14 protein-coding genes are annotated in these 17897 nt (G+C 75.0%); 5 read left to right on the top strand and 9 right to left on the bottom strand.

Translation table 11 applies throughout. The features are described from left to right. Positions 1-7: 7 nt before the first annotated feature. Complete coding sequence (locus ACIBW6_RS17270) at positions 8-1171, top strand: ABC transporter ATP-binding protein (protein ID WP_399060284.1); 1164 nt, start codon at positions 8-10, stop codon at positions 1169-1171. A gap of 45 nt (positions 1172-1216) precedes the next feature. Here ACIBW6_RS17270 and ACIBW6_RS17265 read toward each other — a convergent pair whose 3' ends face one another. The 5 genes from ACIBW6_RS17265 to ACIBW6_RS17245 all read right to left on the bottom strand — a co-directional run bounded on the left by ACIBW6_RS17265 (position 1217) and on the right by ACIBW6_RS17245 (position 5975). Then, entirely contained in the window at positions 1217-2380 is a 1164-nt protein-coding gene (locus ACIBW6_RS17265) for an NAD(P)/FAD-dependent oxidoreductase (protein ID WP_399060282.1), read from the bottom strand. Between the two features lie 83 nt (positions 2381-2463). Further along, positions 2464-3414, bottom strand: coding sequence for an ABC transporter substrate-binding protein (locus ACIBW6_RS17260; protein WP_399060280.1), 951 nt, complete (start codon positions 3412-3414; stop codon positions 2464-2466). After that, positions 3411-4085: an ABC transporter permease gene (locus ACIBW6_RS17255; protein WP_399060278.1), complete on the bottom strand. Its 675-nt coding sequence runs from the start codon at positions 4083-4085 to the stop codon at positions 3411-3413. Before ACIBW6_RS17255 ends, ACIBW6_RS17260 begins: the two co-directional genes overlap by 4 nt. Beyond that, positions 4082-4786, bottom strand: a complete 705-nt coding sequence (locus tag ACIBW6_RS17250; RefSeq protein WP_399060276.1) for an ABC transporter permease — start codon at positions 4784-4786, stop codon at positions 4082-4084. Before ACIBW6_RS17250 ends, ACIBW6_RS17255 begins: the two co-directional genes overlap by 4 nt. Before the next feature lie 70 nt (positions 4787-4856). Next, a complete protein-coding gene (locus ACIBW6_RS17245) occupies positions 4857-5975 on the bottom strand; it encodes an FAD-dependent oxidoreductase (protein WP_399060274.1) in 1119 nt (372 codons plus the stop codon). 53 nt (positions 5976-6028) lie between these two features. On the opposite strand from ACIBW6_RS17245, the gene ACIBW6_RS17240 reads away from it, so the two are divergent. Continuing rightward, positions 6029-6721 (top strand): TetR/AcrR family transcriptional regulator, encoded by a 693-nt coding sequence (locus ACIBW6_RS17240; RefSeq protein WP_399060272.1) that lies wholly within the window; start codon positions 6029-6031, stop codon positions 6719-6721. Positions 6722-6775: 54 nt separating this feature from the next. Here the strand turns inward: ACIBW6_RS17240 and ACIBW6_RS17235 are convergent, their stop codons facing one another. Both ACIBW6_RS17235 and ACIBW6_RS17230 read right to left on the bottom strand, forming a co-directional pair. Then, positions 6776-10660: a glycoside hydrolase family 2 TIM barrel-domain containing protein gene (locus ACIBW6_RS17235; protein WP_399060270.1), complete on the bottom strand. Its 3885-nt coding sequence runs from the start codon at positions 10658-10660 to the stop codon at positions 6776-6778. 191 nt (positions 10661-10851) lie between these two features. After that, a complete protein-coding gene (locus ACIBW6_RS17230) occupies positions 10852-11502 on the bottom strand; it encodes a DUF6226 family protein (RefSeq protein WP_399060267.1) in 651 nt (216 codons plus the stop codon). Between the two features lie 121 nt (positions 11503-11623). On the opposite strand from ACIBW6_RS17230, the gene ACIBW6_RS17225 reads away from it, so the two are divergent. Both ACIBW6_RS17225 and ACIBW6_RS17220 read left to right on the top strand, forming a co-directional pair. Continuing rightward, complete coding sequence (locus ACIBW6_RS17225) at positions 11624-13699, top strand: DUF4139 domain-containing protein (RefSeq protein ID WP_399060265.1); 2076 nt, start codon at positions 11624-11626, stop codon at positions 13697-13699. Positions 13700-13707: 8 nt separating this feature from the next. Next, on the top strand, positions 13708-15363 hold the full coding sequence (locus ACIBW6_RS17220) for a DUF4139 domain-containing protein (RefSeq protein WP_399060263.1): 1656 nt from the start codon (positions 13708-13710) through the stop codon (positions 15361-15363). A 42-nt stretch (positions 15364-15405) separates the two neighbouring features. Here ACIBW6_RS17220 and ACIBW6_RS17215 read toward each other — a convergent pair whose 3' ends face one another. After that, positions 15406-16083 carry a TetR/AcrR family transcriptional regulator gene (locus tag ACIBW6_RS17215; protein WP_399060261.1) on the bottom strand — a complete coding sequence of 226 codons (678 nt, stop codon included), beginning with the start codon at positions 16081-16083 and terminating at the stop codon, positions 15406-15408. A gap of 115 nt (positions 16084-16198) precedes the next feature. On the opposite strand from ACIBW6_RS17215, the gene ACIBW6_RS17210 reads away from it, so the two are divergent. Next, positions 16199-16762, top strand: a complete 564-nt coding sequence (locus ACIBW6_RS17210) for an NAD(P)H-dependent oxidoreductase (RefSeq protein WP_399060259.1) — start codon at positions 16199-16201, stop codon at positions 16760-16762. Between the two features lie 65 nt (positions 16763-16827). Here the strand turns inward: ACIBW6_RS17210 and ACIBW6_RS17205 are convergent, their stop codons facing one another. Continuing rightward, a complete protein-coding gene (locus tag ACIBW6_RS17205) occupies positions 16828-17895 on the bottom strand; it encodes an LLM class flavin-dependent oxidoreductase (protein ID WP_399060257.1) in 1068 nt (355 codons plus the stop codon). Positions 17896-17897 lie beyond the last annotated feature (2 nt).

The following is a 17897-nucleotide window of genomic DNA, read 5'->3' as shown; positions in this document are numbered from 1 at the left end:
TGAGCCCATGATCCGGTTCGATCAGGTCACCAAGCGGTACGCGGACGGCACGACGGCGGTGGACGGCCTCTCCTTCGAGGTCGCCGAGGGCGAACTGGTCACGCTCGTCGGCCCGTCCGGCTGCGGCAAGACCACCACGATGATGATGGTCAACCGGCTCATCGAGCCGACGTCCGGCCACATCCACGTCGACGGCGAGGACATCGCCACGCTCGATCCGGTGCGGCTGCGCCGCCGCATCGGCTACGTCATCCAGCAGGTCGGCCTCTTCCCGCACCGCACCGTCCTCGACAACACGGCGACCGTGCCCGCGCTGATCGGCTGGAAGAAGGCGAAGGCCCGGGCGCGCGCCGCCGAGCTGCTCGATCTGGTGGGCCTGGACCCGAAGACGTTCGGCGGCCGCTACCCCGCGCAGCTCTCGGGCGGCCAGCGCCAGCGCGTCGGCGTGGCCCGGGCGCTCGCCGCGGACCCGCCGGTGCTCCTGATGGACGAACCGTTCGGCGCCGTCGACCCGGTGGTGCGCGAGCAGTTGCAGGACGAGTTCCTGCGGATGCAGGCGGCGGTGCGCAAGACGGTGCTGCTGGTCACGCACGACATCGAGGAGGCGGTCCGGCTCGGCGACCGGATCGCGGTGTACGGACAGGGCCGCATCGAGCAGTACGACACGCCGGGCGCGGTCCTCGGCACGCCCGCGACGCCGTACGTCGCCGAGTTCGTCGGCGCGGACCGCGGCCTCAAGCGCCTGTCGGTCACCGAGATCGAGCCGGACGACCTGGAGCAGCCGGCGGTGGCGCGGCTCGGCGAGTCCACGGCGCAGGCGGCGGCCCGGATGCGCGGCGCGGGGGCGCGCTGGGCCGTGGTCCTGGACGAGGGGGGCGATCTGCACGGCTGGATCGGTCTCGACGAGGCCGCGCTCGCCGGGCCCGAGGGGCGGGTCGGGGACCTCGCGCACCGGATGAACGCGTGGGTACCGGTCGGCGCCCCGCTCAAGCAGGCGTTCGGCGTGATGCTCCAGCACGACGCGGGCTGGGTCGCGGTCCTGGACGGCTCCCGCTTCCTGGGGGTGCTCACCCCGGCGAAGCTGCACGAGGCGCTGCGCCGCTCGGTCGACGCGGACGCCCAGGGGGTCGGCCGGGACGAGGTGGAGTTCGACTCGGTCGCGGACGCCTGAGCGGCCGGCCGGGGCGAGGCCCGGTGCCGGTGTGTCCGCCGGGTCTCACGGTGCGGCGTGCGGCCGCCGGTCGTCCATCGCGCGCAGGTTCTCGTCCTGTACGTCGTCGGGGGCGGCCCGGTCCGGACGGTAGGGGGCGAGTGCGGCGGCGGCCCGCCCGGTGGTGATCTCGTGCGCGGCGAGCCGGCCGAGGACCGGGGCCAGGGTGACCGCGCTGTGCGACACCAGGTGGTAGAGGCCGGGCGCCTGGGGCGCCTCCCCGACCAGGGGCAGCCCGTCGGCCGGGACGGGCCGCACGCCGATCCGGGCGTCCAGGATCCGGGCCCGTGCCAGGTCCGGCAGGACGGTGGCGGCGCGGCGCCGCAACTCCTGCGGGAGCCCGTCGGCCACCGGCTCCGCGGTGCCGCCGAGCCGGGCGTCGATGTCCCAGGACAGGGCCAGTACCCCGCCGCCTGGCGTGGGCCGCAGGTCGATGCCGGGCGCGGCGACGATGGCGGTGAGCGGGCCCCCGGCGAGCGGTTCGCTCTCGATGACGAGGCCGGGGACCTGCCGCAGCGGCAGCCGTACCCCGGCGAGCGCGGCGATCCCGCGGGCCCCGGGGCCCGCGCAGTTGACGACGGTGTCGGCGCTCCAGGAGCGGGCGCCCGCCCGGACGCCGGTGATGCGGCCGCCGGTCCGTGTCAGGCCGGTGACGGTGACCCCGTGGTGGGTCTCGGCGCCGTGCCGCACGGCGGCGTCCAACAAGGCGTGGACGAAGCGCGGCGCGTCGAACCAGCAGGTGTCCGTGTGCACCACGATCTCGTCAGCGCCGCAGGCCGCGGGGTCGACGGCCGGGGCCAGGTCGCGCAGGACTGACGGCGGGGCGAGGTGGCAGGCGTGGCCCCAGCCGCGGACCCGCGAGGCGCGGGCCCGCAGCGCCTGGTGGGCCGCGTCGTCGTCGGCCCACTGCAGCAGCGGTGCGGGACGGCGCCAGGCCGGCCCGTCGAGCGCGGCGGAGAGCTGCCGGTGCTCCTCGGAGCCCTGCCGGTTGAGGCGGTAGTAGGCGTACGGGGTCTTCAGGTGGGTCACGTCGGCGGAGAACGTGGCGCCGGAGGTGCCGGCCGCGGGCCGGGCCGCCTCCACGACGACGACCCGGACGCCCGCGCGGGCGAGGTGGTAGCTGACGCAGGCGCCGAGCACGCCCGCGCCGACGACGACGGCTGAGTCCATGGCGTTCCTGTTCAGGGGGTCCATCGGAGGGGAGGCTCGCGTTCCCGCGTTCCGGCCCCGGCACACCCGCCCGGCCATGGCGCCTACGTGAGGAGCCCCTTGTCCTTGAGGTAGTCGCGGGCGACGTCCTCGGGCAGCCGCCGCCAGCTGTCGACCTGCTGGTTCATGGCGGCCAGGTCCTTGGTGGTCAGCACGGGGTTGAGCGCGCCCAGGGCCGCGGCGACCTTCTGGCTGCCGGCGCGGGCGCGGTTCACGACGGGCACGATGTAGTCGGCGTTCTGGAGCTTCTTGTCGTCGGCGAGCAGCACGAGGGAGAAGTCGGCGAGCGTGGCGTCGGTGCTCGTGGTCAGCACCATCTGGGCCTGCCCGTTCTGCACGGCCTTCTTGGACTGCGTGGTGCCGACGCCCTTGGGGTCCACGCCGGTGATGTCGATCCCGTAGACCTTCTTCAACCCGGGTTCGCAGTAGGGGCGTTGCACGCATTCGTCGCCGGCGGCGAGCCGCACGCCGAGGCCGGCGGCGCCGAGGTCGCTGAGTGTCCTGAGCCGGTGCTCGGCGGCGTAGGAGCGGGCGACGGCGAAGGCGTTCTGGTCGACGGCCCTGCCGGGGTCGAGGACGACGAGGCCGCGCGGCCGGGCGAGCGCGCGCAGGCCCTTCATGGTGGCGCCGAGGTCCGGGGAGCCGACCGGCTCGGCGTCGGCCCCGTGGGTCTTGGCGCCGAGCCAGTCGGCGAAGGTGGCGGCGTACTCCGGGACGACGTCGATCTGGCCGGACTCCAGGGCGGGTTCGTACAGTTCGCGGTTGGCGACGGAGAGGATCTCGGTGGTGTAGCCGGCGTCGCGCAGGAGCAGCGCGTACATGGTGGCGAGCAGGTCGCTCTCGGTGAATCCGGCGGAGCCGATGACGAGGTGCTTGCTGTCGCCGGGGGGCGCCGTCACCTTGCCCTGTGTCTCCAGGGAGGGCCCGGTGGCGCAGCCGGCGACGAGCAGGAGGGGGGCGAGCGCCGCCGCGAGCCGGCGCAGCGGGGCGCTCATCCGGCGTTCCCGCGGGCCCAGGCGGGAGCGAGCCGTTCGGCGATCTCGAAGAGCCCTTCGACGATCAGCGCGAAGACGGCGACGAGCACGGCGCCCGCGACGACCTGCGGGGTGCTCGCGAGGTTGAACCCGGCGGTGATGATGCGCCCGAGGCCGCCGCCGCCGGCGAGGGCGGCGATGGTGGCGGTGGCGACGAGCTGCACGGCCGCGATCCGCACCCCGTTGAAGATCATCGGCAGGGCGAGCGGGGCCTCCACCCGCAGCAGCATCTGCCGTCCGGTCATGCCCATCCCGCGCGCGGCCCTGACCACTTCCCGGTCGACGCCGCGCATGCCCACGTAGGCGTTGGTGAGCAGCGGTGGCACGGCGAACAGGACGAGGGCGACGACGGTGGGTCCTTCGCCGTACTGTCCGAGCGGGGTGAGGAGCAGCAGTACGAGGACGGCGAAGGTGGGCACGGCGCGGCCCACGTTGGAGATGTTGACGGCGAGCGCCCCGCCCTTGCCGAGGTGGCCGAGGACGAGGGCGACGGGCAGGGCGATCAGGCAGCTGATGACGAGGCAGACGAGCGTGAGCACGAGGTGCTGGGTGAGGCGGTGCCAGATGCCGTCGTCGCCGGACCAGTGCGCGGAGTCGGCGAGCCAGTCCCAGGCGTCGGTGAGGGTCTTCACGCGCGGCTCGCTCTCGTCCAGGGGGTCAGGAGGTGCCCGACGCCGAGCAGCACCAGGTCGGCGGCGACGGCGATGACGACGCAGAGCACGGAGGCGGTGAGCACCTGCGCCTTGAAGTAGGTGTTCATCCCGGCGTAGATGAGGTTGCCGAGTCCGCCGTGGCCGACGATGGCGCCGACGGTGACGAGGGAGACGGCCGAGACGGTCGCGATGCGCAGGCCGGCCAGGGCGGCGGGCAGCGCGAGGGGCAGTTCGACGGTGAGCAGCAGCCGGATCGGGCCGTAGCCCATGCCGCGGGCGGCCTGCCGGGTCTCCTCGGGCACGGCGCGCAGCCCGGCGAGGATGTTGCGCACGAGCAGGGTGAGGGAGTACAGCACGAGCCCGGCGACGACGAGGGTGGCGGAGAGCCCGTAGGCGGGCAGCAGCAGCGAGAACATGGCCAGGGACGGGATCGTGTAGAGCACCGTGGTCAGGGCGAGCACGGGGCCGGCGGCCCACCCCCATCTGCGGGCGACGACGGCCAGCGGCACGGCGATGACGAGGGCGATCGCCACGGCGACGAGGGTGATCTGCAGGTGCTGCACGACGGCGTCGAGGAGGATGTGGCGGCGCGTGCTCAGGTAGGCGCCGCAGATCCAGTCGTTGCGGGCGAGGCAGTCGTCCGGTGCGGAGAGGGCGGGCACCGCGGTCGCGAGGGGCACGCGTCCATTCCAGTGGTGCCCGCGGCGCGCGGCACGCCGGGATGGCCCGTACGGGCAGTCCGGCACGGTCTCAGCCCGGCTGGACCTCGTCGAAGAGGGCGAGGGCCGCGCGCGGGTCCGGGCTCACGAGGCGTTCCAGGCCCGCCGCGGTCATCGTCGCCCACCGGGTGGCCCGGGCCCACATCCGTTCCTCGAAGGCGCGGACGGCCGCGTCGGGGTCGTCGGGGGCGGCGGCGAGGGCCTCGGCGAGTTCGGCGCCCTCCAGCATGGCGAGGTTGGCGCCCGCTCCGAGCGGCGGCATCAGGTGCGCGGCGTCACCCAGCAGCGTGATGCCGGGGACGTGGGTCCAGGTGTGGGAGACGGGCAGGACGTGCAGGGGGCGCCGGACGTACGTGGTACCGAGGCGGAAGAGGTCGCGGACGGGCGCGGCCCAGCCGTCGAAGAGGCGCAGCACCGCGGACCGCACGGCCTCGGCGTCGGCCGGGTCCAGCTCCGCCCGCCAGTCCAGCGGGGCGCGGAACTGGGCGTACACCTTGACGTGGCCGCCGCTGTTGCGCTGGGCGACCAGGGCCCGGTTCGCCCCGTACACGGCCAGCGAGCCGTCGCCGATGAGCCGGGCGAGCGCGGGGTGGCGGGTGTCGACGTCGTCCAGGGAGGTCTCGACCGCCGTGACGCCCGTGTAGTGCGGTGTCACCGGCGAGAGCGCCGGGCGGGTCCTGGACCGGGCGCCGTCCGCGCCGACCACGAGATCGAACGTCTCCTGGTGCCCGTCCGCGAAGTGGACCCGCACGCCGTCCCGGGCCCCGGGCACCACTCGGGTCACCTCCTGCCCCCAGCGGACGTCGAGCGGGCCGAGCAGCAGGTCACGGAGGTCGCCGCGGTCGATCTCCGGGTTGGCGCGCTCGTGCGGGCGCGGCCGCCAGTCGCGCAGGACGGTGCCGTCCGTGTCGAGGATGCGCATCGCCTGCCCCTCGGGGCGGGACAGCGCCTCGAACCCGGCGAGCAGTCCCGCCTTGGCCAGCGCGCGCTGACCGAGGCCTTCGTGCAGGTCGAGGGTGCCGCCCGGCGGGCGGGCGGCGGGGCCGGCGTCGCGTTCCAGGACGGTGACGGGGTGGCCGTGGCGGTGCAGGACGCGCGCGAAGGTCAGTCCGGCCGGGCCGCTCCCGATGGCGGCGATGCGTTGCCTCATATCGATACACTGTATTTCCTCGATACAGCGCATCGCAAGAGTACGATGTGATCATGACTGTCTGGGACCGGCCGGAGCCGCCGGATCGCCCCGTCCCGCTCGACCGCGGGCGGATCGTCACCGCGGCGGTCGCCCTGGCCGACGAGGGCGGGCTCGAAGCGGTGTCGCTGCGCAAGGTCGCCGCCCGGCTGGGCGCGGGACCCATGCGGCTGTACGGCTTCATCGCCACCAAGGACGAGCTGTTCGACCTCATGGTGGACGCGGTCCACGCGGAGATCGCCCCCGAGGCGCCCGCCGGCGACTGGCGGGAGGCGCTGGAGGGGCTCGCCCACCGCACCCGGCGGGCCGCCCTGCGCCACGAGTGGCTGGCCGATCTGCTCGGCGGCCGTCCCGCCCTGGGGCCGAACCGGCTCGCGGTGACGGAGGCGACGCTCGCCGCCCTCGACGGGCTCGCCGGCATCGACACCGTCCTGCGCGCCGTGGAGACGGTCAGCGCCTACACCACCGGGGCGATCAGACGCGAGGTCGCGCACCTGCGGGCCGAGCGGACCAGCGGCCTGTCCGAGCGCGAATGGCAGCGCGCCTCGGGCCCGCACGTGACACGCCTGCTGGCCACCGGCCGCTTCCCGGCGCTGTCCAGGGCGGTGCACGACGGCACGGACATCGACGCGGCGACCACGTTCGCGACCGGCCTGGAGTGGGTGCTGGACGGCGTGGCCGCGAGGCTCGGGGAGCGGCCCGGCTGACCGGGGAGGGGCGCGACGGCTGCCACCGTCGCGCCCCTCGCGTCGACGGCCCGGTTACTTCGTCGCCGTCGGTTTCCGGGCCACCTCCTGCGCCTGGTCGAGGTCGGTGATCGGCCGCAACCGGTAGGTGTACGCGTAGTCGCGGTCGGCGAAGAGCTTGTACGCGTCGTGCGTGTGCGCGCCCCAGCTGTTGTCGCCGCCGACGCCCATCTGCCGGTGGTTGACCCGCAGGACGACCTCGTCGCGCGGGGTCAGCTGGTAGTCGTGGCGGGCGCCGACGGAGAGGTCCTCGGGCGTGACGTGCGAGGCGTTGATCTCCAGGAGGCCCTCGCCGTGGACGAGCAGGCCCCGCCCGCGCCGGTCGGTGAGCGCCGCCCAGCGCACGTCGGTCTTGTTCCCATTCTCCTGCGGGCGCAGGTACGGGGTCCACTGGTCGCGGACGGTGGAGGACCAACGGCCCACGTCGGTACCGTCGTTGCGGTCCCAGTGGTTCTCCTCGGGGCCGCGGCCGTAGTAGTGCAGCTGCTCGAAGGCCGCGGGCAGGTGCAGGATCGTGCCGACCTCAGGGAGGTAGGGCAGGTCCGCGGCGCCCGGGTGGAGGGTGTTGTCGACCTTGATCTCGCCGTTGCCGAAGACGGTGTAGGTGGTGCTGTAGGCCGAGGCGGTCGTCGTCGGCAGGGTGCCCTTGACGGTGATCTCCACCGCCCGGTCGCCGAGCGCCCGCACCGTCACTCCGGTGACCTCGCGCCGCGCGCCCGCGTCCCGCCAGGTCTGGTTGCGGGTGTGCTGGCCGTTGCCGCGGTCGTTGTCGGTCGGCGCGCGCCAGAAGTTGGGGACCGCTCCCGAGGTGAGGAGCCGGGTGCCCGCCGACTCGTACGTGGTGAGGAGGCCGGTCGCCTTGTCGACGACGGCCCTGAGCCCCTGCGCGCCGGTCACGGTGACGGCCGCGTCCCCGTCCTCGTAGGCCAGCGCGGGCACGTGCGCGAGCGGGACGGGGACCACGTCGGGGCTGCCCGCGTCGAGCGGCAGTTGTACGCGGGCCACCTCGAACCCGGCGTCCGCCCAGAGAGTGCGCTCCCTGGTCGTGAAGGAGAGCTGGAGGAAGTACTCGGCGCCGGGCGCGGGAGCGGCCGGCAGCTTCACCGGCACCGTGATGTCCTTGCTGCTCAGCGGCGCCACGTCGAGCTGGGCGCGGCTGAGCCGGCCGCGGCGCACGACCCGGCCGTCGAGGGCCAGCTCCCAGCTGCCGTCCCAGGCACGGAGGTCGGTGAAGAGGTTGTCGTTGACGAGCGTGATCTCGCCGGGCCTGCCGCCCTCCTTCACGGCGGCGCGGATCGGCTGGTAGATCCGCTTGACCTCGGCCGCCTTCCCGGTGTGGCTGCGGTCGGGCAGGACGATGCCGTTGGCGCAGAAGGGACCGTCGTTGGGGTTGTCGCCCCAGTCGCCGCCGTACGCGGCGAAGGTCCTGGCCCGGGGCTTCTTCGTCTCGACTCCCGCGGTGCGCGCGTCGAACCAGAAGCGCACGCCGTCGTCGCCCGGGCCCCGCCCGTCGTCGGCGAGTTCGGCGGCGCTCAGGGCGCGGGCGTGGACCCGGGCGCGGCGGACGGTGCCGCTGAACTCCCGGGTGGGGTTGTCGACCTCGCCGCCGATCGAGAGCGGCGCCGTGTTCCCGGACGGGGTGCGGGTGGTGGCCTTGGTGGCCTTCACGGCGCCGTCCACGTACAGGGTGAGGGTGCCCTGGTCCGCGTCGAGGACGCCCGCGACGTGGTGTTCGGTGCCGGCCCAGCCCTCGTCCGGGGTGGTCCAGGACGCCGTGATCCACTGGCCGTCGGAGTGGATGAAGAACTCCAGCGTCCTGCCCGACTGCTTGAGTGCGTACTGCGTGTCGCCCTTCGCCAGGATCGGCTGGTCGTAGCCGCGGACGTACGGCGTCACCCACGCCTCCAGAGTGAGCGAGCCGCGCAGGTCGAGCCGGTCGTCGCGGGCGAAGACGGTCGCGCCGCTCGTGCCCGTCCGGCGGCTGAACGACCCGGAGGGGTTGATGACCTCGCCCTTGAGCCGCACCGGCCCGGTGTCGGTCAGCAGTGTGCGCGCGGGGACCGGCCAGTCCAGGGCCTGGTCGACGAAGTCCCAGATCCAGCCGCCCTGGAGGACGTCGTACCGGCGCACGACGTCCCAGTACTCCTTGAGGTTGCCGGTGGAGTTGCCCATCGAGTGGGCGTACTCGACCATCACGTACGGGCGGGAGTCGGCGGTGTCCTTGGCGCGTTCCTCCACCCGGCTCGGCGACTCGTACATCTTGGAGCGGATGTCGCTGATGCCGGGCCGGTCGTCGCCCTCGTAGTGGATGACGCGCGTCGGGTCGTAGCCGTGGATCCAGTCGTGCATGGCGTTGAAGGCGGTGCCGCCGCCGGCCTCGTTGCCCAGCGACCAGATGACGACGCTGGCGTGGTTCTTGTCGCGGTGGACCATGTTCTGGGCCCGGGCCACGCAGGTCGTGGTCCAGTCGGCGCGGCTGCCGGGGTAGGAGCCGTTGATGCCGTGGGTCTCCAGGTTGGTCTCGTCGACGAGGTAGAGGCCGTAGGCGTCGGCGAGTTCGAGCCAGAGAGGGTTGTTGGGATAGTGCGAGGTGCGCACGGAGTTGATGTTCAGCTGCTTGATGAGGCGGATGTCGGCGATCATGTCGGCGCGGCTGAGGGCCGAGCCGCGTTCGGGGTGCATCTCGTGCCGGTTGGTGCCGCGCAGCGTGACGGGTTTCCCGTTGATCCGCATCAGCCCGTCGGTGAGCGCGAACTCGCGCAGTCCCACGCGGTGCGACAGCGTCTCGACGACCTTGCCGCGCGGGTCGCGCAGGCGCAGGACGGCGGTGTAGAGGTAGGGGTCCTCGGCCGACCAGAGGCGGGGCGCGGGGACGGACGCGGCGGCCTCCACGGTGACCTCGGAGGCGGTGAGGGCGGCGGAGCGGGTCAGCGGGCGGGCCCAGACGGGGTGGCCGCCCGCGTCGTAGAGCTGCGTCTCGACGGAGTACGCCGCTCCCTCGGCGTCGCCCCCGTAGTCGCGCACGGTGGCCGTGACGGAGAGCCGGGCCGACGTGTGGCCGTCGCCGAGCGGTGTGTCGATCTTGAAGTCCCGCAGGTGGACGGGGGGCGTCGAGTACAGGTACACGGACCGGAAGATGCCGCTCAGCCGGATCATGTCCTGGTCCTGGAGCCAGTCGCCGTCCGAGTACCGGTAGACCTCGACGGCGATCTGGTTGGTGCCGCTGGTCAGGTAGGGGGTGATGTCGTACTCGGCGGGGGTGTAGGAGTCCTCGTGGTAACCCGCCAACTGCCCGTTGATCCAGACGTAGTGGGCCGCCTTGACGCCCTCGAAGTGCAGGAAGGTGCGCCGCCCCGACCAGTCCCGCGGCACGGTGAAGGTGCGCCGGTACTGGCCGACCGGGTTGTAGCGGGTCGGCGCGGCGGGCGGCTGGGCCTCCTCGCCGTGTCCGTTCGGGCCCCACCAGGGGTAGTTGATGTTGACGTAGACGGGGACGTCGTGGCCGTGCAGCTGCCAGGCCGACGGGACCGGGGTGGTCTGCCAGCCGGAGTCGTCGAGGTCGGTGCGGTAGAAGTCGTCGAGCTTGTCGGCGGGCCGGTCCACGTAGGCGAACTTCCAGTCGCCGTCGAGGCTGCGCCGGTACGGGGAGCGGGTGCGGTCCGCGGCGAGGGCCTGCCCGAGGCTCTCGTACGGCATGAGGGTGGTGTGCGGGGGCTCGGTGCCGAGCCGGAAGAGGTCGATGTGCCCGTTCCACTCGTCACCGCCGGCGGTGGCGGCCCGCGGGGCGCCGAAGGCCGGAGCGGCGTCGAGCACCGCGGGCAGCGCGAGCGTGCCGAGCACGGCCGCGCCCGCTTCCAGAAGACGACGACGGCTGACGTACACGCGGTGCGGGTGCGGCATGACTGTGCCCTTCGTCAAGTGCGGGAAGTGCAACTGATGAGGCGGGGAACACCTCTTGAGCCGCGCCCACCCTAGAAAGAGAACACAACCGAGACAATATCGACGTGCCATTCTGTTGCTTCGTGAGTGCTGTCGCCGCGCGGGCGCGGGCCGCCCGGCCGCCGGGGCGCGGGCGCGTCACTCACGGCACGTCACGCCCAGGCCCGCCCGGTGACGACCGCGTACGGCGACCGTCCGGCGCGGGCCCGCGCGAGCTCCGCCTCGACCGGCGTCCGGCGGTCGTCCCAGTTGCTCGCCGACCAGGTGTCCCCGGTCGCCACGATCTCGCGGCCCTCTCCGGCGTCGATGTGCACGAACGCGCCGCTGATGACGGCGGACACCAGGTCGTCGACGGCCTCGACGAGCCGCTCCGAGCCGTCGTCGCACGCGTCGCAGCCGCAGTCCGGCAGCGTCTCCAGGACCGAGGCGGGCTCCCCCACCCCGAGCACGAGGACCGTCCGGGGCACCCCGTCGACGGCCGCGGACCCGAACACCAGCGGTACGGCGCCCGCGCGCACCGGGCGCAGCCGGACGGCGCCGTCGAGGGTCCGGTCGGCGGAGGGCCGCCACAGCGCCGCGGGGTCGGCGGGCGTCTGCGCCTCGGCGAGGCCGCGCCCGCACAGCACGTGCGTCCAGGCCTGCGCGCGGGCGTCGAGGATGCGGTACTTCTCCGGCCGCGAGCAGCGCGTGTACTCCTCGTCCCGCACCTCGCCGTCGGGATGCGGGTCCGGCCAGGGCGGCGTCCCGGCCCCGGTGACCGCGAATGCCTCGTCGACCGATCGCAGGAGCGTGCTGAGATCCATGCCGGTGACTCTACGCAGCGCGTCGCGGGCCCTCCCCGGGGGGAGCGCGGCCCGCCGGTCGCGGCGTAGTCTCCTGCGGAAGTCGATGCCGCGCTCGGGCGGCGTGCGGGGGGATGACGCGATGACGGATGCGGCACGGTCGTGGGACTCGAAGCTCACGTCGGTCGTGGTGTACGCGAGCGGCGCGGTCTGCCGCCGCCGCGCGCGGGGCACCGTGGCCGCCGACGGGCGGGTCCACGTCACCGGGCTGCCACGCACCCTGGATCCCGGCTCGCTCAGGGCCGCCGTCGTGGACGCACCCGGCGCCCGGGTCACCGGGGCGCGGCTGGTCATCGAGGCCGAACCGCCCGTGCCCGGCGCACCGCAGGACCTGCTCCGGGAGGCGGAGCGGCTGAGCGGTGCGCGCCGGGTGGCCGCCGCCCGCCACGAGCGGCAGTCGCGGCGGATCGAGGAGACCGCCGCGGTGCGTCCCGTCCCCCCGCAGCGCAGGCGCGACGACCCGCACCGGCGGGCCCCCGTCCAGGCCTGGTTCGACCTCGCGGACTTCGTCGACACGCGCCTCGCCGAGCTCCAGAGCGAACTCGACGCGCTGGAGGAGGAGTTGCAGCGGCTCGACCACGAGCTCGCCCTGGTCGACGACCGGCTGGAGCGGGCCTCGACGGCGGCGCCGACGGCCCCCGTGCGGACGTCGGCCGCGGCCGCCCTGACCGTGGAGGGGGCCGGCGGCGAGCCGCTCGGCGTCGAGATCGAGTACCGCGTGCCGGGCGCGGTCTGGGTGCCGTCCTACCGGCTGACGTACCGCCAGGACGAGTGCGGCGGGCAGCTGGTGCTGCGGGCCTCGGTCGCGCAGCGCACCGGCGAGGACTGGAGCGGGGTGCGCCTCGGCCTGTCCACCGCCGACCTGCGGCGCCCCGCCGGTGTCCCGGCCCTGCGCTCGGTGCGGATCGGCCGCCGCCAGCCCGTGCCCGCCCCGTCCGGCTGGCGCGAGCCGCCGGCCGGTCTCGACACGCTGTTCGCGGGGTTCGACGCGGCGGTCCCGCGCCCGTACGAGCCGCACCCCGGCGCGGGCGGCGCGGTGGGCGGGTCGGCGCCGGACTTCGTCCTGGCCGCGCCCGCTGCGGCGGCACCGGTCCGCGCCAGGGCGGCCGGCGGGCCGCGGAGTCCCGGGGCGGCGGGTGCGTCACCGGGCGGCGCGCCGCCCGCGCCCCAGGCCTACGGCGCGCCACCGCCCGCGCCCCAGGCTCAGGGCGCACCGCCCCCCGCGCCCCAGGCCTACGGCGCACCGCCGCCGACCGCCGGAGGCGTCGCGCCGCCGGCGCCCGGGAGTGCCGCGCCGCCGCCCCCTCCGCCGCCCGGGCCGCCCCGCCCGGACGCGACCGAACTGGACTACGCCGGTCTCGTCCTGTCCGGGCCCGACGCGGGCGACGGGCGGCGGGGCCTCCTCGCGCCCGGGGCCGCGGACGACGCGGTGGCCGCCGAGTACCGGCGCCGCGCCGAGGCGGTGGGCGCGCTGCCGCTGCCCGGGTACGCGGTGCGGCCGCGCGACGCGGCCGGTTCCTTCGACCACCGCTACGACGCGCGGGGCGACGCCGACATCCCCTCCGACGGCACCTGGCACACCGTCACCGTCACGGAACTCCCGGTCCAGCTGCGCACGGAGTACCTCTGCGTGCCCTCGGTCGAGCCGGTCGTGTACGCGACGCTGGTGCTCGGCAACGCGACCGACCAGGCCCTGCTCGCCGGGCCCGTGGACATCACCTGCGCCGGGGAGCACCTGCCGACGACCCGGGTGCCCACGCTCGCCCCCGGCGGCACCGGGCGCGTGGCGCTGGGCCCCGCCGAGGCGATCCGGGTCAGCCGCCGCACGGAGCTGCGCGAATCGTCCGCGGGGCTGCGCGGCACGACCACCGTCCTCGACCACCGGGTCCATGTGGAGCTGACCAACCGGCTGTCCCGCCCGGCGACCGTCGAGGTCCGCGAGCGCGTGCCCGTCACCTCCGACGGCGACATCCGCATCGAGGAACAGGGCGGCTGGGAGCGGCCGCCGGAGGGCGGTGACGACGCCGGGCACCCGGTGCCCGGCACGCGCCGCCGGCGGGTCGACGTCCCCCCGGGCGCGACCGTCACGCTCGACGGCGGCTTCGAGATCCGTATCCCGGCCGCCAAGGCCCTCACCGGCGGCAACCGGAGGAGCTGACACCCGCCATGCCGACACCCCCTGCCGAGACTCCCCCCGAAGCCGCCTCCGGCGCGGCCCCCGACCCGGCTCCGGTACCGCTGCCCGTCACCGCGGTGACCTGCCTGGAGGACCGCGCCCTCGTCGAACGGACCGCCGTCCTGCACCTGGTCCCCGGTGTCCAGCGGGTGACGCTCGGCCCGGTCAGCGCGCTCGCCGTCGACCGCAGCCTGCACGCCGAGTGCGTGGGCGACGGCACCGACGCCACCGTCCTCGACGTCCACCTGACGCGGGCCTGGACCCCGCGCGGCCCCCGGCCGCCCGGCGGCACCGACAACGCCGACAACGCCGACGACCCCGGCGACCCCGGCGACGCGGATTCGCCGCTGCGCCGGCACGCCCACGCCCTCGAAGCGGAACAGCGGGCCTTGGCGCAGCGCCGCGACCGGCTGCGCACCCGCCTGGACCTGCTCGGCGCGCTCACCGCCGACCTGCTGCGGGAGATCGGCGAGGGCGCCGGGGCCGGTGAGGCCGAACCGGTGCGCTGGAGCGCCGAGCTGGACCGTGTCGACGCCGAGCGGGAGACGTGCGCGGACGAACTCGAGGACGTGGCACAGCGGTTGACGTCGCTCGCCGCCGAACTGAGCCAGACGCAGCGGGCCCTGGACGACGCCGAGACGCAGCCGCCGGAGCTGACCGCGCAGGTCGAGCTGACGGTGCGGGCGACGGCCGCGGGCACCGCCACGCTGCGCCTGAGCCACCTCACCCCGTGTGCGGTGTGGCGTCCCGCCTACCGTGCCACGCTCGACGGGGACGAACTGACCCTGCGGACCGACGCGGTGGTGTGGCAGCGCACCGGCGAGGACTGGTCCGGTGTCCGCCTGACGCTCTCGACGGCCCGGTCGAGCCTGGCCACCGAGCCGCCACGGCTCGTCGAGGACCGGCTGACGCTGCGGGACCGGTCCGGCGGCGAACGCCGGTCGGTGGAGGTCGAGATGCGCGAGGTGGAGATCACCGGTCCCGCGCCGGCGCCGGTCCCCGGGCTGCCCGGCGTGGACGACGGCGGCGAGGTCCGGGTCCTGCACGCGCCCGCGCCGGCCTCGGTGCCCGGCGACGGGCGCGCCCACCGGGTGCCGCTGACCACCGGCACGGGCCCGGCCCACCGGACGTACGTCTGCGCGCCCGAGCTGTCCCCGCTCGTCACCGAGGTGGTGCGGTTCGCCAACCCGAGCGGGCACGCGCTGCTCGCGGGCCCGGTGGAGCTGGTCCGCGCCAGTGGCTACGCGGGGCGCGGCACGCTGGATTTCACCGCGTCCGGAGCCCCCGCCGAGCTGGCGTTCGGCAGCGCGGACAGCCATCGCGTCCGCCGGGAGACCGAGGAGAGCCGGACCACCGCGGGCCTCACCCAGCGGACCGTGCTCACCCGCACGGTCCGGCTGCACCTGTCGCGGTTCTCGGCGCCCGGCGAGAGCGGCGAGCGGGTCGTGGCGCTGCGGGAGCGGATCCCCGTCTCCGAGGTGGCGGACGTGGAGGTGCGCCTGCGTGAGGAGGCCTGTTCCCCGGTACCGGACGCGCTCGACGCCGAGGGGATCGTCCGCTGGGACGTCCCCCTGCCGCCGGGCGGTCGCCGCACGGTGACGCTGGTCTACGAGGTGACGGCGAGCGGCAAGGTCACGGGGCTGTAGGGCCCGCGGGTACGGTCCGGGACGCGGCGGGCGCCCGCTGTCTCAGGCGGGAGTGCCCGTGATCCGGGTGACGAGGTCGCTCCAGCCGGCTTCCAGCCGCTCCAGCGGCATCCCGCACTGCTTGGTCAGGTAGTGCAGCACGGCCGGGTCGAGGTAGCCCATCAGCACCTGGGCCTGGAGGGCGCAGTCCGCTTCCGGGACCAGTTCGCGCAGCAGGAACGTGACGTGCGTGGCGAGCACCCGGTGCGAGGGGTGGGCGAGGCGGCGCTCCGGTTCGGGCTGCGCGGCGAGGTGCAGCTCCAGCTGCCCGGCCGTCCAGCGCAGGACTGCGACGCCGAACGCGCGCAGCCGCTCGGCCGGGGGCGCGCCGGGACCGAGCGGTGGCGGGCCGCCGATCAGGTCGGCCTGCAACTGCTTCGTGGTGTGGTCGAGGAGCGCGGTGAGCAGGCCGGTGCGGTCGCCGAAGCGGCGGAAGACCGTGCCCTTGCCCACGCACGCGGCGGTGGCGACGGCCTCCATGGTGACGCCCGCGGGACCGTGGGCGGCGACGAGGCGGGCGGCGGCCTCCAGCAGCCGGGCGCGGTTGCGCGCGGCGTCGGCCCGCAGGCCGGCGCAGGCGTCCGCGGCGGAGCCGATGGCGAGCAGCTCGGGCTCGCGGGCGGCGCCGGGCGGCCCCGGAGGGTGGGGCGGACTGCTGGACATGAACTCAGCGTAAAGCATTCAGGGCAGAACTGGACCGCGGTCCGCTTAGGGTGGTAGAACAATAAACGGACCCCGGTCCGGATCGTTTCCGAAACTTCTGTCAGCGCTTCGCCTCAGCACCCTGGAGCCCCCCATGTCCGTTCGTATCCTTGCGCTCGTCGGCAGCCTGCGTGCCGGTTCGCACAACCGCCAGCTCGCCGAGGCGGCCGTCGAGCTGGCCCCGGAGGGCGCCGAGGTCGAGCTGTTCGAGGGCCTCGCGGACGTCCCGTTCTACAACGAGGACGTCGACGTCGAGGGCAGCGTCCCGGCCGCCGCGGCCGCTCTGCGCGCCGCCGCGCAGAGCGCCGACGCGTTCCTCTTCTTCTCGCCCGAGTACAACGGCACGATCCCGGCCGTCCTGAAGAACGCCATCGACTGGCTGTCGCGCCCGTACGGCGCCGGCGCCTTCGGCGGCAAGCCCGTCGTCGTGGCGGGCACCGCCTTCGGCCAGTACGGCGGCGTGTGGGCGCAGGACGAGGTCCGCAAGTCCGTCGGCATCGCCGGCGGCACGGTGCTGGAGGACGTCAAGCTCTCCATCCCCGGCTCGCTGACCCGCTTCGCCGAGACCCACCCCTCCCAGGACACCGAGGTCGTCGCGCAGCTCACCGAGATCCTCTCCCGGCTGCACGAGCACGCGAGCGACGCCGTCGCCGCCTGATCGGCACCGCACCCCCGCGAGCGGCCCGCGCCCCCCCGGCGCGGGCCGCTCGCGCGCGTGCCGGGTCAGGGTTGCCGCAGCAGGGGCAGCAGCAGGTCGCCGACGCGGGCGGTCTCCCGCCGGTAGGGAGTGTCGGAGAGCACGAAGTGCGTGACGCCGAGCTTGCGGTACTCCGCCAGCGCCGCCGCCACCTCCCCGGGCGAGCCGACGAGCCAGGTGGTCGCCGCTCCCCCGCCGCCGAACCGGCCCGGTGTGGTGAACAGGCAGGTGTCGAGCACCTCGCCGCGCCCGGCGAGGTCCAGCAGCCGGCGCTGCCCGACCGCCGACCTGCGGTCCCCCGCGCCGGACACCTCGCCGTCCGCGACAGCCATCCTGGCCACCTTCTCCTCGGCCGCCCGCCATGCCTCCTCGGTGGTGTCGCGCACCACCGTGGTGATCCGCAGACCGAACTCCAGCGGTGCGTGACGCCGCTCCACCCGGACGCTCAACTCCCGCAGCCGGTCGACGCGTTCGGCGATCCCGTCCAGCGGCTCGCCCCAGAACAGCTGCACGTCGGCCTCCGCCGCCGCCACGCGTTCGGCCGCGGGCGACGCGCCGCCGAAGTAGAGCCGCGGGTGGGCGCGCCCGTCCGTGGCGAAGGGGCGCGGACCCACCGTCGCGTCGGTGACCTGGAAGTGCTCGCCGTGGAACGTGACCCGCTCCTCGGTCCACAGCCGCCGCACCAGCCGCAGGAACTCGTGGGTCCGGGCGTAGCGCCGCGCGGGATCGGCGAGCCCGTCACCGTACGCGGCCGGCTGGTCGAGGCCGCTGACCACGTTGACCAGGACACGGCCGCGGCTGAGCCGGTCGAGGGTGGCGGCCGCGGCGGCGAACTGCGCGGGCCGCCAGTAGCCCGGTCGGACCGCGACCAGGGGCTGGAACGTCGTGGTGCGCGCGGCCAGCGCCGTGGCGAGGGTGAAGGTGTCCGGGCGGCCCCAGCCGGTGCCGAGGAGGGCGCCGCCCCAGCCGTGCGCCTCCGCCGCCAGGGCCAGCTCGGTCGCGTGCTCGAGCGAGCCCCATCCGTCGTGCGCGTCGTCCCCGCGGTGCCCGGGCTCGACGGTGTTGGGCAGGTACCAGAGGTACTCGGCGCTCATCG

This window comes from Streptomyces sp. NPDC049813, from assembly GCF_044465085.1.
Classification (GTDB): Bacteria; Actinomycetota; Actinomycetes; order Streptomycetales; family Streptomycetaceae; genus Streptomyces.
This window is presented reverse-complemented; position numbering and strand designations above follow the sequence as displayed.